At 50.5% G+C, this 15,193-nt stretch carries 12 protein-coding genes; 9 read left to right on the top strand and 3 right to left on the bottom strand.

Features of this window, described 5'->3' with window-relative positions:
* Positions 1–47: 47 nt before the first annotated feature.
* The 5 genes from ilvB (at position 48) to ACX1DY_RS11910 (ending at position 9,154) form a co-directional block, all read left to right on the top strand.
* Entirely contained in the window at positions 48–1,796 is a 1,749-nt protein-coding gene (gene ilvB / locus ACX1DY_RS11930; protein WP_458964415.1) for a biosynthetic-type acetolactate synthase large subunit, read from the top strand.
* Positions 1,793–2,281, top strand: a complete 489-nt coding sequence (gene ilvN, locus ACX1DY_RS11925; protein ID WP_458964414.1) for an acetolactate synthase small subunit — start codon at positions 1,793–1,795, stop codon at positions 2,279–2,281. Before ilvB ends, ilvN begins: the two co-directional genes overlap by 4 nt.
* A 185-nt stretch (positions 2,282–2,466) precedes the next feature.
* The gene (gene ilvC, locus ACX1DY_RS11920) at positions 2,467–3,459 is read left to right on the top strand and encodes a ketol-acid reductoisomerase (RefSeq protein ID WP_019912816.1); all 993 of its coding nucleotides are present in this window, start codon (positions 2,467–2,469) and stop codon (positions 3,457–3,459) included.
* Positions 3,460–3,569: 110 nt separating this feature from the next.
* A complete protein-coding gene (locus ACX1DY_RS11915) occupies positions 3,570–5,111 on the top strand; it encodes a 2-isopropylmalate synthase (RefSeq protein ID WP_458964413.1) in 1,542 nt (513 codons plus the stop codon).
* 191 nt (positions 5,112–5,302) lie between these two features.
* On the top strand, positions 5,303–9,154 hold the full coding sequence (locus ACX1DY_RS11910) for a collagen binding domain-containing protein (RefSeq protein WP_458964412.1): 3,852 nt from the start codon (positions 5,303–5,305) through the stop codon (positions 9,152–9,154).
* 105 nt (positions 9,155–9,259) lie between these two features.
* Here ACX1DY_RS11910 and ACX1DY_RS11905 read toward each other — a convergent pair whose 3' ends face one another.
* The gene (locus ACX1DY_RS11905) at positions 9,260–10,408 is read right to left on the bottom strand and encodes a response regulator (RefSeq protein WP_458964411.1); all 1,149 of its coding nucleotides are present in this window, start codon (positions 10,406–10,408) and stop codon (positions 9,260–9,262) included.
* Between the two features lie 202 nt (positions 10,409–10,610).
* On the opposite strand from ACX1DY_RS11905, the gene ACX1DY_RS11900 reads away from it, so the two are divergent.
* Genes ACX1DY_RS11900 through ACX1DY_RS11885 form a run of 4 tightly spaced genes read left to right on the top strand, consistent with a single transcriptional unit; the run spans position 10,611 to position 13,246 of the window.
* The gene (locus ACX1DY_RS11900) at positions 10,611–11,153 is read left to right on the top strand and encodes an RNA polymerase sigma factor (RefSeq protein ID WP_458964410.1); all 543 of its coding nucleotides are present in this window, start codon (positions 10,611–10,613) and stop codon (positions 11,151–11,153) included.
* On the top strand, positions 11,150–11,605 hold the full coding sequence (locus ACX1DY_RS11895; RefSeq protein ID WP_458964409.1) for an anti-sigma factor family protein: 456 nt from the start codon (positions 11,150–11,152) through the stop codon (positions 11,603–11,605). Before ACX1DY_RS11900 ends, ACX1DY_RS11895 begins: the two co-directional genes overlap by 4 nt.
* A 27-nt stretch (positions 11,606–11,632) precedes the next feature.
* Positions 11,633–12,130 carry a hypothetical protein gene (locus tag ACX1DY_RS11890; protein WP_458964408.1) on the top strand — a complete coding sequence of 166 codons (498 nt, stop codon included), beginning with the start codon at positions 11,633–11,635 and terminating at the stop codon, positions 12,128–12,130.
* An 18-nt stretch (positions 12,131–12,148) separates the two neighbouring features.
* On the top strand, positions 12,149–13,246 hold the full coding sequence (locus ACX1DY_RS11885) for a DUF4097 family beta strand repeat-containing protein (protein WP_458964407.1): 1,098 nt from the start codon (positions 12,149–12,151) through the stop codon (positions 13,244–13,246).
* Positions 13,247–13,469: 223 nt separating this feature from the next.
* Here ACX1DY_RS11885 and ACX1DY_RS11880 read toward each other — a convergent pair whose 3' ends face one another.
* Both ACX1DY_RS11880 and ACX1DY_RS11875 read right to left on the bottom strand, forming a co-directional pair.
* Positions 13,470–14,450 carry an aldo/keto reductase gene (locus ACX1DY_RS11880; RefSeq protein WP_458964406.1) on the bottom strand — a complete coding sequence of 327 codons (981 nt, stop codon included), beginning with the start codon at positions 14,448–14,450 and terminating at the stop codon, positions 13,470–13,472.
* A gap of 107 nt (positions 14,451–14,557) precedes the next feature.
* Complete coding sequence (locus tag ACX1DY_RS11875; RefSeq protein ID WP_458964405.1) at positions 14,558–15,157, bottom strand: TetR/AcrR family transcriptional regulator; 600 nt, start codon at positions 15,155–15,157, stop codon at positions 14,558–14,560.
* Between the last annotated feature and the right edge of the window lie 36 nt (positions 15,158–15,193).

The raw sequence follows: 15,193 nt of genomic DNA, 5'->3' as shown, positions 1-15,193 counted from the left end.
TCTGTCATTTGCATAATGAATGTTAACTATCGAAGGGAGGAATACTGATGAGCGCGCAAATACCAGAAGTGCGGTCTACAGAGCAGTTACGTGAGAAATGGAAGAAGCCGGAGGTGATTACCGGTTCCGAAGTCCTGCTGCGCAGTCTGGTGCTGGAAGGTGTAGATACGGTATTCGGATATCCCGGTGGAGCGGTATTGTACATCTATGACGCTCTTCACGGCTTCGACGATTTCAAGCATATTCTGACACGGCATGAGCAAGGCGCGATTCATGCGGCAGACGGCTATGCCAGAGCAAGCGGTAAAGTGGGCGTGTGCATTGCAACCTCCGGCCCGGGAGCAACCAACCTGGTGACGGGCATCGCTACCGCCTTTATGGATTCCGTTCCGCTGGTTGTAATCACCGGGAACGTATTTTCCAGCCTGATTGGTACCGATGCGTTTCAGGAAGCGGATATTACAGGGATAACGATGCCGATTACGAAGCATAGCTATCTTGTACGCGATGTTGAAGACCTGCCGCGCATTATTCATGAAGCATTTCATATTGCCAATACTGGACGTAAGGGTCCGGTGCTGATAGATATTCCAAAGGACGTATCGGCGGCACAAACCTTGTTTACACCGGTACAGCAGCAAGGTGTCAATCTTCGCGGCTACAATCCGCGTACCGTTCCGAACAAGCTTCAGCTCGACAAGCTGGTTCGTGCCATTTCCGAAGCGGAACGTCCAATCATCATCGCGGGCGGGGGCGTCATCTACTCAGGAGCTCATGAGGCGATGCATGAATTCGTGAAGCGGACGCAAATCCCAATCACCACAACCCTGCTGGGGCTGGGCTGTTATCCAAGTGCGGATGAGCTGTGGATGGGAATGCCCGGTATGCACGGGACTTATACCGCGAACAATGCTATCCAGCAATGTGATCTGCTGATTAATATCGGTGCCCGGTTCGACGACCGTGTGACAGGCAAGCTGGACGGCTTCGCGCCAAAAGCAAAAATTGTCCACATTGATATTGATCCGGCGGAAATCGGTAAAAATGTATCGGCTGATATTCCGATTGTTGGCGATGTGAAGACGGTACTTGAAATGCTGATTCCTGATGTAAGCCGGGCTAACAATGCCGATGCATGGAGAAGCCAGATTGCAGAGTGGAAGCGGGATTATCCGCTGCGTTACAATGATTCGGAAACTGAGCTGAAACCGCAGTGGGTTATTCAAATGATCAATGACACCACTAAGGGTGAGGCGATTGTTACTACGGATGTAGGCCAGCATCAGATGTGGGCTGCGCAATATTATCAGTTCAATCATCCCCGTTCATGGATTACTTCCGGGGGCCTCGGAACAATGGGATTTGGATTCCCTTCGGCCATCGGAGCGCAAATGGCGAAGCCGCAGCGGCTGGTAGTATCCATTAACGGTGACGGGGGCATGCAGATGTGTTCCCAAGAGCTTGCCATCTGTGCGCTCAACAATATACCGGTCAAAATTGTTGTCATCAACAACCAGGTTTTGGGTATGGTCCGGCAGTGGCAGAATCTCATCTATGAGAAGCGCTATAGCTACACCGACCTCGGAGGCAGCCCGGATTTTGTCAAGCTGGCTGAGGCTTATGGTGTAAAAGGACTGCGGGCAACGAACAAGGAAGAAGCTGGCGCAGCGTGGAAAGAAGCACTGGAAACGCCGGGACCCGTTCTGGTAGAATTCGTTGTTCCCAAAGACGAAAATGTCTACCCGATGGTAACTCAAGGGTCAACCATTGATCAAATGCTGATGGGGGATGAATGACAGTGATGAGGCATACGATTTCAGTGCTTGTGAATGACCAGCCGGGTGTGCTGCAGCGGGTTTCCGGTCTGTTCGGCCGCCGGGGCTTCAATATTGAGAGTATTACCGTCGGACAGTCCGAGGAAGCCGGGCTGTCCCGCATGGTAATCGTTACGCTGGGTGACCAGCATACGCTGGAGCAGATTGAGAAGCAGCTCTACAAGCTGATTGATGTGATCAAGGTCGTGGACCTCGGCTCCAAACCAATGGTTGCCCGGGAACTGGCGTTGATCAAAGTCAAAGCTGAACCGGCAGAACGGCCGGAAATTATGGGTGTTGTCGAAACCTTCCGCGCGTCAGTAGTGGACATCGGCTCAACCAGCCTTCTGGTGCAGGTGGTTGGAGATACTCAGAAGATTGATGCGATGATTGAGCTGCTCAAGCCATATGGCATTAAAGAGCTCTCACGCACAGGGGTTACAGCAATGATTCGCGGCAACGTCTAATCGTTATATTTTACGGCTTTAACGGATTGCTGCTGGTTTGCATTAATTTGATAAGATAATAGCATGGTAATTCCCGCGAAAGAGCGGGGGCTTGAGGAGCAGCCATCACTCCATTACATGCTTGCCGGCTCTCTTGAAGCACCCGCTCTTTACGATGGGTCCCAAATTAAAGGAGGATATTGACAATGGCAGTGACAACGTACTATGAACAGGATGCAGAACTCAGTGTATTAAAAGGGAAGACAATTGCAGTAATCGGGTACGGCAGCCAAGGGCATGCCCAGGCACAGAACCTGCGTGACAGCGGTCTTCAAGTTGTCATCGGCCTTCGTGAAGGCAAATCGTTCGAAACCGCTAAAAATGACGGCTTTGAAGTATTGCCGGTAGCAGAAGCAGTATCCCGTGCAGATGTAGTGCAAATTCTGATGCCGGACGAAACACAGGCATCCGTATATAAAAATGAGATCGAACCGAACCTCAAAAAAGGTGCGGCGCTGATGTTCTCCCACGGCTTCAACGTACATTTTGGCCAAATCGTTGCTCCTAAGGATGCGGACGTGCTGCTGGTAGCCCCTAAATCCCCGGGCCACATGGTTCGCCGTACTTATGTTGAAGGCTTCGGCGTTCCCGGCCTGATCGCAATTGAACAGGATGCAACCGGTAATGCTCAAGCTATCGGTCTTGCTTATGCCAAAGGTATTGGCTGTACCCGCGCAGGGGTTATTGAAACCTCGTTCCGTGAAGAAACCGAAACAGATTTGTTTGGCGAGCAGGCAGTGCTTTGCGGCGGTGTATCCGCGCTTATCAAAGCCGGCTTCGAGACGCTTACAGAAGCAGGTTATGCTCCTGAGATGGCTTACTTCGAGTGCTTGCATGAAATGAAGCTGATCGTTGACCTGATCTATGAAGGAGGACTTGCAACAATGCGTGATTCCATCAGTAACACTGCGGAATACGGCGATTATGTAACTGGACCGCGTATCATTACTGATGAAACCAAAAAAGCAATGAAAGCAGTTCTCAGCGATATTCAACAAGGTAAATTCGCACGTGACTTTATCCTTGAGAACCAATCGGGCCGTGCCTTCCTGACTGCTACACGCCGCAATGAAGCCGCTCATCCGGTTGAAGTAGTGGGCAGCCAGCTGCGCGAAATGATGCACTGGATCAAAAAATAGTCTCATATCCTTGAGATAATGAATGTATTATAGTGTAATTCTCAGATGCGGCCCTTATTTTGCGGGCCGCATTTGGGGTTTAGGGACAATCTTTTCAGGAGGTGCTCAGCTTGCGGAAAATATATGTGTTCGACACGACGCTGCGTGACGGAGAGCAGTCGCCGGGTGTGAATCTGAACACACGTGAGAAGGTAGAAATCGCATACCAGCTGGAGAAGCTGGGAATTGACCGTATGGAAGCAGGGTTTCCCGCGGCTTCGCCGGGGGATTTGGCTGCGGTGAATGCAGTGGCGAGAGCCGTGAAGAACGTCACGCTGATCGGTCTTTCCCGTTCAAGAGAGAGTGATATCGACGCGGTGCGCGAAGCGCTGAAGGGGGCACAGGACCCTTGTATTCATCTGTTCCTGGCGACCTCACCGATTCACCGGCAGCATAAGCTGCGGATGGAAAAGGCAGAGGTGCTGGAAACCGCGCAGGCAGCGATCCGCTATGCCAAGAAATATTTCTCTAAGCTGGAATTCTCACTTGAGGATGCTGGCCGTACTGAACGTGATTTCATGGCCGAAATGGTGGCGATGGCGATCCGTGAAGGTGCAAGTGTAGTCAATATTCCGGATACTGTGGGATACCTGAACCCTTCGGAATATGGAGCGATCTTCAAGTTCCTCAAGGACACCGTGCCAGACATCGAGAAGGTACAGCTTAGCGCCCACTGTCATAATGACCTCGGTATGGCTACCGCTAATACCCTTGCTGCAATTCAGAATGGTGCGGATCAGATTGAAGGTACGATCAACGGCATCGGCGAACGTGCCGGCAATACCGCTATTGAAGAGGTAGCGATGGCGCTGGAGACGCGCAGCGAATTTTTTGGTGCGAAGACCTCGCTGGTATTGTCTGAAATCTCCAGAACCAGCCGCCTGGTCAGCAAGCTGACCGGGATGGTCGTCCCTGGCAACAAGGCGATTGTTGGAGCAAATGCTTTTGCCCATGAGTCCGGGATTCACCAGGATGGCATGCTGAAGGAGAAGACCACCTACGAGATCATGACACCGGAAACGATTGGACTTAAGGAGAGCAAGCTGGTGCTTGGTAAGCATTCCGGTCGCCATGCGTTCCGTGACAAGCTCAGTGATCTGGGTTATGAACTTACCGAGGAAGAATTAAACGTTGCCTTTGCGAAATTCAAGGATCTGGCGGATAAGAAGAAGGAAGTCTCCGATGAGGATATACTGGCGCTGCTGGAAGCGCGTCTGATTGATACGCCGGAAATTTTCAGTCTGCAGACGATTTATGTGACGTATGGCAATGAAGCTACACCAACGGCCAAGGTAATTATTAACGGGCCGGAGCCGCAGCCGATTGTTGCAGTTGCCGAAGGCAATGGCTCGGTGGATGCGATCTACAATGCCATTGATCAGGCGACCGGTGAGGAAGTTACGCTGGGAGATTATTCGATCAAAGCGGTAAGCCGGGGCAAAGACGCGCAGGGCGAGGTTCATGTCGTACTGTCTCAGGGCGGAGTTGCCGCACAGGGCCGCGGCCTGAGCACGGATATTCTGGAGGCAAGCGCAAGAGCCTATCTGGATGCGCTGAACAAGCTGCTGGAGAAGCGTAAAACCTATACACAACGCGATCACGCGAGCCTGTAAAGCCCTTCTTTTTTTAAAATAAGAAAAAATTAATAGAGGCTGTCCAGACTGTAGAGCAAATCTACGGTTTGGGCAGCTTTTTTTTGTGACGTTTTTCATATCTGTTCAGAAATTGTTCATGTGGGGAGATTACAGTTACAGTTGCTGGCACAAATATTTGAACTAAAGAAAGGGAGGCTTGTTGTAAAACGATGTTGAAAAGAAGATTAGCAGTCATACTTAGTTTACTTATACTAATCGTACAAGGTGCTTATGGGTTTGGCTTCAACACAGAAGTTAGTGCAGCATCGACACAGATCACTGATAATATCATTACCAGTGTAACCATGTCCGTATACGATAATGGTGTTCCCGTAACGGATGTGGTCTACAAGCAGGGAGCCGAGGTTAAGCTGAGCTATGATTGGGCGCTTCCGGATGATACTTATCACGGCGGGGCTACATATAGTTTTAATCTGCCCAATAACTTTGTGCTTGCCAGTGACATCATGGGTACCCCGCTTAAGTCGGACGGCATTACGCTGGGCCATTTCGATGTGCTGAAGGGCAGTCCCAACAAGGTTGTAATGACCTTTGGCGATGACAATGACACTGACAAATTTTTTGGAGTGCATGGGTCTTTTACCATCAGCACGAAATTCGATAAAGCCAGCTTCACGGAAACGACCGTGCAGAAGATTGTATTCCCGATTGACGGAGGCAACCAGACGGTAACGCTTCAATTTATTCCTGATGTCCCCTCTACAATTAGCAAAAGTGGCGTAGCTGTCGGCTCTAATGCAAACAACCTAAACGCCAAAAAAATCACTTGGTCCGTGGACGTGAATAAGGTTCTGTCAAATGTCTATGGAGCGAGCGTAACCGATACGCTTCCGGCAGGTCTTGCATTAGTGAGTCCGCTGGATGTAAAAGTATATGAGCTTAATGTGAAGCTGGACGGCTCAGTCACCCAGGGGGCGGAAATCGCTTCTTCCCGTTATGTGGCTACAACTCCGGGAGGGAAGCTGAACGTTGCTTTTAATGATTCCCCTATCACGGGAGCTTACCGGGTTCAATTTACTACGGATATCACCGATGCCACCAAGACGAGCTTCACCAATAATGCATCCTTCAGCGGTACCGGGCTGGCGGCAGCGACGGCGTCGGCAACAGTTAACGTCAGCAACGGCTCGCCTTTGAAGAAAATCTCCAGCGACTACAAATCCGCAACACAGGTTACGTATTGGGAGATCAATTATAACTATAACGAGGCAACCGTTGCTCAGGCTGACGCCGTGCTCAAGGATTATTTCAACAACACTCAAGAGCTGGTAGCAGGTTCTATGCAGGTGTTCCCGGTGAGCTTCGTGAGTAACTCTGCAGGCGTTGCAGATCCCACTGAGGTGAACAATTATACGGTGAGTGCACCTTCAGTTCCGGTTAGCGGCAAGAACGGTTTTGAACTGAAGTTCAACAGCGATATCAACAGCGCCTATAAAATTAAATACCAGACGAAAGCCATCAATCGCGTACTGAACGATGAGACGATCAGCAACTCGGTTACATCAGGCACGGTAAGTACTTCAGCAACACGCGACATCAGTCAGGTGATTATCAATAAAAGTGTTGCCGACTACAACTATGCCTTGAAAACTGTAAAGTGGTCCGTGTCCATCAATGGCGACAGCTATCCGATGGATGAGGTAGTCGTTAAGGATGTCTTTACCCATAAGGGACTAAAGATTGTTCCAGGCACTATTGTTGTTAAGAAGGGTGCAAGCACGATTACTTCGGGCTTCACGATTGAGAATCAGAATGAGTCCACCGGGTTTGACGTGAAATTCGACTCGCAGATCACCGGACCGTATACCATATCATACGAGACCTACTTCGATAACAAATGGCTTGACTACAATTGGTTGACTACGGCAGCTCAATTTGAGAATAAAGCTGCAATTGAATGGAAAGATCCCGGCTCGAGCACTGTGAATACGAAGACCGATACGGCTACCTTTAATCCGAACCCTTCGGAAAAGGCTAACGGATTCAAGAACGGTGTGTACAATGCGGTGAGCAAGGAAATTACCTGGACGATCGGGATCAATTACAACCGTAACCCGCTTGCCAGCGCAAAAGTAACAGATACTCTCACTGACCAGCAGAAGTACGTTCCCGGTTCGGTAGAGGTCTATGATCTGACTGTCGGCAAAGACGGGAATTCCACCAAAGGCTCGACCAAGCTTACACTCGGTACAGATTATACAGTAGCTTATACCGATAGCAGCAAGTTGCTCGAGGTGCAGTTCAAAAATGCAATCAATAAGGCCTACTATGTTATTTTCAAAACAAGCCTGCAAGGGGAGCTGGTCGATAGTCCGACAATTTACAATACCGCGAACCTGTACAGCGAAGGCGACAAGGAATCTCAGGATTTGACCGCTTCGCTGACTATACCGAAGGCGAATGAATTCGTCTCGAAAAGCGGAACACAAAGCAATACTAAGATCAAGTGGTCCGTTAACATCAACTATAGCTTGTCGTATGTAGAAAAAGCTGTTCTGACCGATGATCCAAGCGACAATCAAATTCTGGTGGCTGATTCGTTCAAGCTGTACCCGACCACGGTCAATGCGGCTGGCGACATCACCAAAGTAACAACGCCCCTGAGCAAGGGAACGGACTACGATCTTGTAATCAGCACTGATGAGGATACGGGCAAACAGCAATTTGTGCTCTCCTTCAAGGCACCTATTGAGAAAGCCTACATTCTCGAGTACGAGTCGCTGATTGTGGCCAATAATAACGATAAGGTGTCCAACAGCGTGAAATTGAGCGGAGAGAACTCTAGTACGATTACCAAGCAAAGCACCAAGGATATCATCGTTGCCCTCTCTACAGCGGACGGGGTGGGAGAAGGCACCAGAAAAACTCTGAATGTTGTAAAAGAGGATGCGGCAGATCATTCACTGCTGAGCGGAGCCACCTTTGCGCTTTACCGGAAATCCGGTTCAACCGAAGTGCTCTTCAGCACACTAACAACGGATGCGGCAGGAAAGGCAGTCTTTAAAAACCTGTGGCCGGGAAGCTATGTATTACAGGAAATCGCTGCCCCTGCCGGGTATATTGTTAATTCTGCCAAAATACCTGTGACGTTTGGTTCAACAGCAGCAACAACCTTAACTGTTCCTAACCAAAAGATTGCAACGGCAACGCCGACAGCATCACCGACAGTATCACCAACAACGACACCAACAGCCACACCAACAGCGACATTAACACCAACAGCCACACCAACAGCGATACCTACAGCAACACCAACAGTGACACCAACAGCGATACCAACAGCAACACCAACAGCGATACCTACACCTACACCAACAGCAACACCAACAGCAACACCAACGGCAACACCAACAGCAACACCAACAGCGATACCTACAGCAGCACCAACAGCGACACCAACACCAACGCCGACTCCGGTGCCGGTGCCGGATTATTCAACACCGACACCAGTGACTTCGACGATACCAGGAGTCATTGTTACGCCTGCACCATCGGCAACAGCGACGCCAACGGCAACTATAACACCAAGTGCATCGCCGTCTGCATCACCAACTGCTACGCCGGTACAGACGCCAAAGGCAACCAGCACGCCGGCCGCTCCGCAGGCTACATCTGCTACTACGCTTCAGGATATCCCGATCGAAGGTGAGATCCCGCTAGGCGGCGTTCCAAGCATCGGTAATGATCCAGCCCATGGTAAGGTAACTATTACTCCTGATGGCAAATGGAAGTATACTCCGGACCCGGGGTACACGGGAAAAGACAAATTTACAATTATCGTGACCGATGAAGATGGCAATGAGGAAGAGGTGGTCATTGAAGTAGATGTCGATGAAGTGCCAAAAGGTACGGTAACCGATACTACGGACGATGGTTTGCCTGGCAAGCTTCCACAGACCGGAGAAGAGAGTCCTCTCCCGCTGTACTTAACAGGCGGTGGACTTATTATTCTAGGAGCTATTCTGGCGAGAAGATTTAAGTCACCCAAGAAACCGGAGTAGCCTCAAGCAAGACTAGAAGCAGCAGACCAGTAATATTAAAAAATGCCAAAGACATTCCGTGCAGTTCGGGTGTCTTTGGCATTTATTTTTTTGTTTAAGAATATCTTATAGGCTCTTCATGTTATGTTCTTTCCAATTCTCATACCAGGTTCTAATATTCGCCGGCAACTCGATACTGAGCTCATGGTTTAGAAGTTCCGTGAGAATATTATACTGGTCTTCGACCGCCGAGCGCTCTCCAATGCTGTCATATACCTTCATAAGCCCCAAGTAGCCCTGCTCAAAATAAGGCTGGAGCTTCACGATCCGCTGGTACACGGTTACCGCTTCTGCAATTTTTCCGCTGTCCACATAGAATTCGGCGATCCCCATCGCATGATGGAGCCAAATGGTCCGCAGGCGCTGGCGTTCACTCTCCGCCCACAGATAATCGTAATCGCTCAAATAGTCTCCGGAGTAGAAATCAAACAAACGTTGATGCTCCTCATAGTTCATGGGGTTTATTGCATTCTGGGCAAGGATGCCTTTCTCCCATTCGAAGCTGTCAATGAGCAAGTCTCCCGTCTCAAGGGTATATCCCTCGCCGCCGCTGACATTGCTGATCTGCAGCTCAATCTCTGCTTGCTTCAGACACTGACGCACCTGATACACAGTTGTATATAGGTGAGTTGAGGCCTTTTTGAGGTTGGCATTCGGCCAGAGCAGCTCGATCAAGCTGTCCTTGCTGACAAAACGGTTGCGGTTATGAAACAAATAGGCGAATAACTCCTGAGCCTTGGAGGTGCGCCAGCGGATAGCCGGCAGCGGCTGGCCGCCCCGCTCAAAACGCAGGGATTGAAAGCTGCGGATCATAATCTCATTTGCGGGTTTCATGATAAGACTCTGCTCCTGGCTCAATCGTTCCTCCACCCGCTGGATGGTCTTGAGCAGGCGGTCCCGCCGCGCCGGCTTCAGAACATAATCAAGAGCGTATAGCTCGAAGGCCTCCACCGCATAGCTATTATAGGCGGTAACGAATACAATGCTTGCCCGGGGGTATTGGCTTTGCATGATCTCCGCCGCCTGCACCCCATTCATTTCAGGCATATCAATGTCCAGAAAAATAACATCAGGGGCCAGGCTTGCCGCTGCACTGACAGCTTCGGCCGGATCGGTATAAGTGGCGATTACTTCTACTGTTGTCAATTCTTCCAGCATCAGCTTCAATTTCATTAGAGCAAGCCGTTCATCATCTACAAGCATCGCTCGAATCATTATTATCTCACCATTTCTTTAAGTAGTAATATTAGCTAATTTCGACAAAAACCTCTGTTTTTCCTTCTATAGTGGAGGAACCTGCTGTAGGATATAGGGGGAGAGGGCTTTTTGGCCGGCTCAAAAATTTATTTTATTCGGTGCAGGGGATGTCATCTGTCCGGCGTCTAACGTTATGAAGCTGAAGGAGGGGAGAACTACCTTGGAAGAGACAGAATGGATATCTGCTGTGCTGAACGGAGAGCATCAGGCCTTCGGGCATTTGGTGACGCGTTATCAAGGCATGGTGTATCGGGTATGCATTAAGATTACAGGAGAAGCCGAGTCAGCCAAGGATATGGCCCAGGAGGTTTTTATCAAAGCCTACAAGGCGCTCCCTTCCTTCAGAGGGCAATCTTCGTTCTCCACGTGGCTGTACCGGATCGCTTACCGGACTTGTCTGGACTGGAAACGGGCCAATGACAGGGAATGGCGGCACCGCAGTACGGCAGATTATACCGAGAACGACTGGGTGACATCGCAAACGCCTGAGCATGCGCTGCTTCGCAAGGAAGCATCCGAGGCGCTTGGCGAGAATCTAAACAATCTCACGGAGCCGTACCGGTCGGTCGTGCAGATGTATTATTTTCAGCGTCACTCTTATCAGGAAATTGCCGACCAGAAAGGTGTTTCCGTAAAAACGGTGGAATCACAGCTGTATCGGGCTAGACAGATGATGCGCAAAAGCGGGGAGGATTGGCGATGAATTGTGCAACAGTAAAAGAATGGATGCCGCACTATATTGACGGTTTGTTGTCTCCCGAGGTGGAGCTGAGAATCCGCCTGCACATCGAGTCTTGCCAGGACTGCGCGCAGTGGCTGGAGGAAGCCAGGGAAATGGCGGCACTTTGGAATGAAATGGAGATGGATCAGAAGTCTGTGCACGCACAGGACTATCCTGATATTACTGCGGGTGTGATGGCTCAGATTGAGCAGCTCGAGACGGGACGCCGGGAACGTGCGGTCAGAGCCACGACGGCTAGACGCCGCACAGCTCCGAGAACCTCATGGGTACACTATGGAGTCGCGGTTGGTCTGACTCTCATCCTGCTGCAGCTCGGTGTGTTCAAAGATATGGCATACGGAATTACTGAGATTAACGGGCATATGTCTACTTCAGTCAGCGCCTGGCTGGACCATAACGGAGCGAAAAAGTAAAAGTACTTTCAAATAGGAGGATATTATATGATTAAGAAAAGACGCTGGCTTACCTTTTTTCTGGCCGTCATTCCAGGACTCGGCCATATGTATCTGGGGTTCAAAAAAATGGGACTTGAATATATGCTGGGAGCATCGCTCTGTATTATATTGATCCCTTCCATGCCTACGGTATTTCCATTTGTGCTGGCGGCGCTGTGGTTCTATCAATTATTCGATGCCCTGCAGAAAGCAGCCTGGATGAAAATATCCGCCGAAGAGCACGAACGGATGATGTTCCATCCGGACAGCTTCGGAGCGCCGTGGAGCATGGGGATGCCCTCGACTCCGCCTTATCCAAGTGATGATGTGAGTCCAGTCTGGGTTGGTTTCGGCTGTGTAGGTGCGGGAATTCTGCTGCTTATTGTTACCACCTTCCCGGGGCTCTGGGAGCTGCTTACCGAAATGAATATCGGCTCCATTCTGCTGGCACTGGCCTTGATTGGCTACGGGCTGAGAATGCTGAAGAAAAATTCAAAAGTATAGAGAAATGGGGAATTATCCATGGGGAGATGGAAAATCGGCAGCTTTACCGCAGCTCTGGGCTGCATCGCACTGGGCGTCATTATTGTACTGGCCCAGTTTGATGTAATTACCTACCAAGCGCTGAATTATATCTGGCCCGCGCTGCTTATTCTTTTTGGAGTGGAAATGCTGCTGAGGCTCTTCATCAAATCGGATGCCAAAACCCGTGTAAGCGGCTGGGCCATAGTTCTGATTATTGTACTGGTTATTGCCAGTGGAGCCCAGTCGGCTGTGGCCGGCGGCTCGCTTAGCGGAATTTTCGGCAAGACACAGCTTGTTCCGGTTAATGGAACAGTGGATGTGAAGGCGGAGATCAAGAAAGTAAGGATTCAGCTGCCGGCCGGAAAGGTTAAAGTTGAAGGTGTGGAAGGCAGCTCGCTAGAGTATGAAGGCAAGCTGGAGCTGCCGGGAAGCTCGGAAAGCGAAGCCACAGACGCGCTTGCGCAGAAATGGAAAGTGACGCCTCAAGGAGACACGCTGATCATAGAGCTGGAAGGAGACATGGGCTGGCTTGCCGGTATCCATATTGGATTCAACTTCAAGGACCCTTATCTGAATGTCAGCCTTCCCCGGAATCTGGAGGTTGAGGTCCAAACGAGCGACGGTTCCATAGAAGCAGGAAAGCTGCAGTCCGGTATTGAAGTTGATACCAGCAACGGGAAGCTGGACATTCATGATGTTGCCGGCGGTGTAGATGCGCATACCAGCAACGGCGCGCTGACTGTACAGAATTTACAGGGTGAAGTGAAGCTAGTCAGCTCTAACGGTGCCCTTAATTTGACCAATATCGACGGTCCGGTTACAGCCAAGAGCAGCAACGGCAGAATCACAATTAACTCGCCGATTACAGGCGATTGGGATTGTTCCTCCAGCAATGGCAGGATTGTTGTAGGCGTTCCGGCAGCAACGGATGCCAAGATCACTGCCGATACCAGCAACGGCTCACTGAAGGGCAATGTCAACTGGGACAAAAGTGGAGACGACAGCAGTCGCGGAACGGTTGTCCTTGGCAGTGGAACACATGATGTTACATTGTCCAGCAGCAACGGATCAGTAACAGTGGACACAGCACAATAATCCAGCAAGTGGAAACGGCTACGCCGTCCTTAAAAGGACGGTATCCGTTTCAGCGAGAAATAGAAGGATAATTTATAGCGTGAAACATATAAATTATTATATTTTACAAAAGAGCTGTCCACCCAGCAGATATTCTGCCGGGGGAGCAGCTCTTTTTTTTGACTATAGCTGCCCACTAGAGGCGTGGACTTGTCACTCAGCTTCGCCGGGCTTTAAGCTGTTCTTACCAAGCGTAGGCTTTTGGGGCTTCGCCGCCCGGTCCGGGGAAGATTTCATCCAGCCGCTTTAGCACGGACTCGTCCAGAACCACCTCAAGGCTGCGCAGCGCGCTTTCGAATTGTTCCAGCGTGCGCGGTCCGATAATCGGCGCTGTTACGGCCGGGTTCGCCAGCAGCCAGGCGAGGGCGACGTTATCCTGCGGCTCGCCAAGCTCAAGGCAGAGCTCAGCAAAAGCCTCAAGCTGGCTCTTATACTTCTCTACGCGCTCAGCATTGCCGCCGCTGCGGCTACCTTCGATTTTCTTGAGCGCGTTGCGGCCAAGCAGTCCCCCGTCGAGCGGGCTCCAGGGAATAACCCCCAGCCCAAGATTCTGGGAAGCAGGCAGCACCTCCAGCTCTGGCAGACGGCAGGTCAGGCTGTATTTATGCTGCTCCGATACGAGTCCAAGGAATCCGCGGGCTTTGGCCTCCTGCTGTGCAACGGCGATATCCCAGCCGGCGAAGTTGCTGGAGCCGACATAGCCGATCTTGCCTTGGCTGACGGCAAGCTCAAAGGCGCCCCACAGCTCGTCCCAGGAGACGCTGCGGTCTACATGGTGCATTTGATACAGCTCGATATGGTCGGTCTGCAGGCGCTGCAGCGAGCCTTCCAGATGGCGGCGGATGATATAGGAGGAGAGGCCGCGCTCATCATTGGGGCCGTCAAGCTTATCGCTCATGGCGCCGTAGACCTTGGTGGCCAGCACAACCTTTTCCCGCCGTCCGCCGCCTTGCTTGAACCAGCGGCCGATAATCGTCTCCGTAAGCCCGGAGTTTTCTCCCCAGCCATAGACGTTAGCGGTATCAAAAAAATTGATTCCAGCCTCCAGCGCAGCGTCCATAATGCGGAAGGCTTCCTTCTCGTCCGTAATCGGCCCGAAATTCATCGTTCCCAGACAGAGACGGCTGACCTTCATACCGGATTTGCCAAGCTTAGCGTATTGCACCTCGCAATCACTCCTCTAATTGTAATGGCCTTTCCTTAAATTAACTATTGCATACTAATTGTAAACAACTGAAGAAACAAGAGCAAATCAGCGGAGGCGATTTCATTCTACGAGCTTGACGAACTTGAGGCAAATGGAGCCAACAACGACAATTGATTGACGAGATAGGATGGTGTATAGGGCATATCGTTGCGAAGCCAGAAAACAATCGTACCAATGAAGGCGGAAGAACTATACCAGGCAAGGACATCCGCCGGAACATCGGCATGCGATTGGCCGGACGAGGAGCTATGGCTCAGAACTTCTTTCTTGATAAAATCAATGATCAGAAGAACGAGGCGTTCAGTAAAGACCGGCAGCCGTCTCGAACCGAGCAGAGCTTTATAGAGGTTCGAACGCTCCGCAATTCTTTCGAGTATTTGAACTAATACGGCCCAATGCCTTTCTTTGGAGAGGGTAGGATCGGGAGCTTTCTCCAGAAGGGCAGTGAAGTCGCTGATCATCTCATCCGCCATCTTTTCAAGCATGTCCGGGATGTCCTTGTAATGAAGATAGAAGGTGACACGATTGATGGTAGCGCGTTCTGCGATACGGTTGACCGTGATTTTTTCTATATCCGTTTCCTGAAGCAGCTCGACAAAAGCATCCTGGATTAATTTACGGGTACGCAATACGCGCGGATCTGTTCTTGGCAAAGGTTTTGACATGGGAACCTAATCCTTCCAAAATAAAATGTACACTAC

This window comes from Paenibacillus sp. BAC0078 (assembly GCF_054483875.1).
This window is presented reverse-complemented; position numbering and strand designations above follow the sequence as displayed.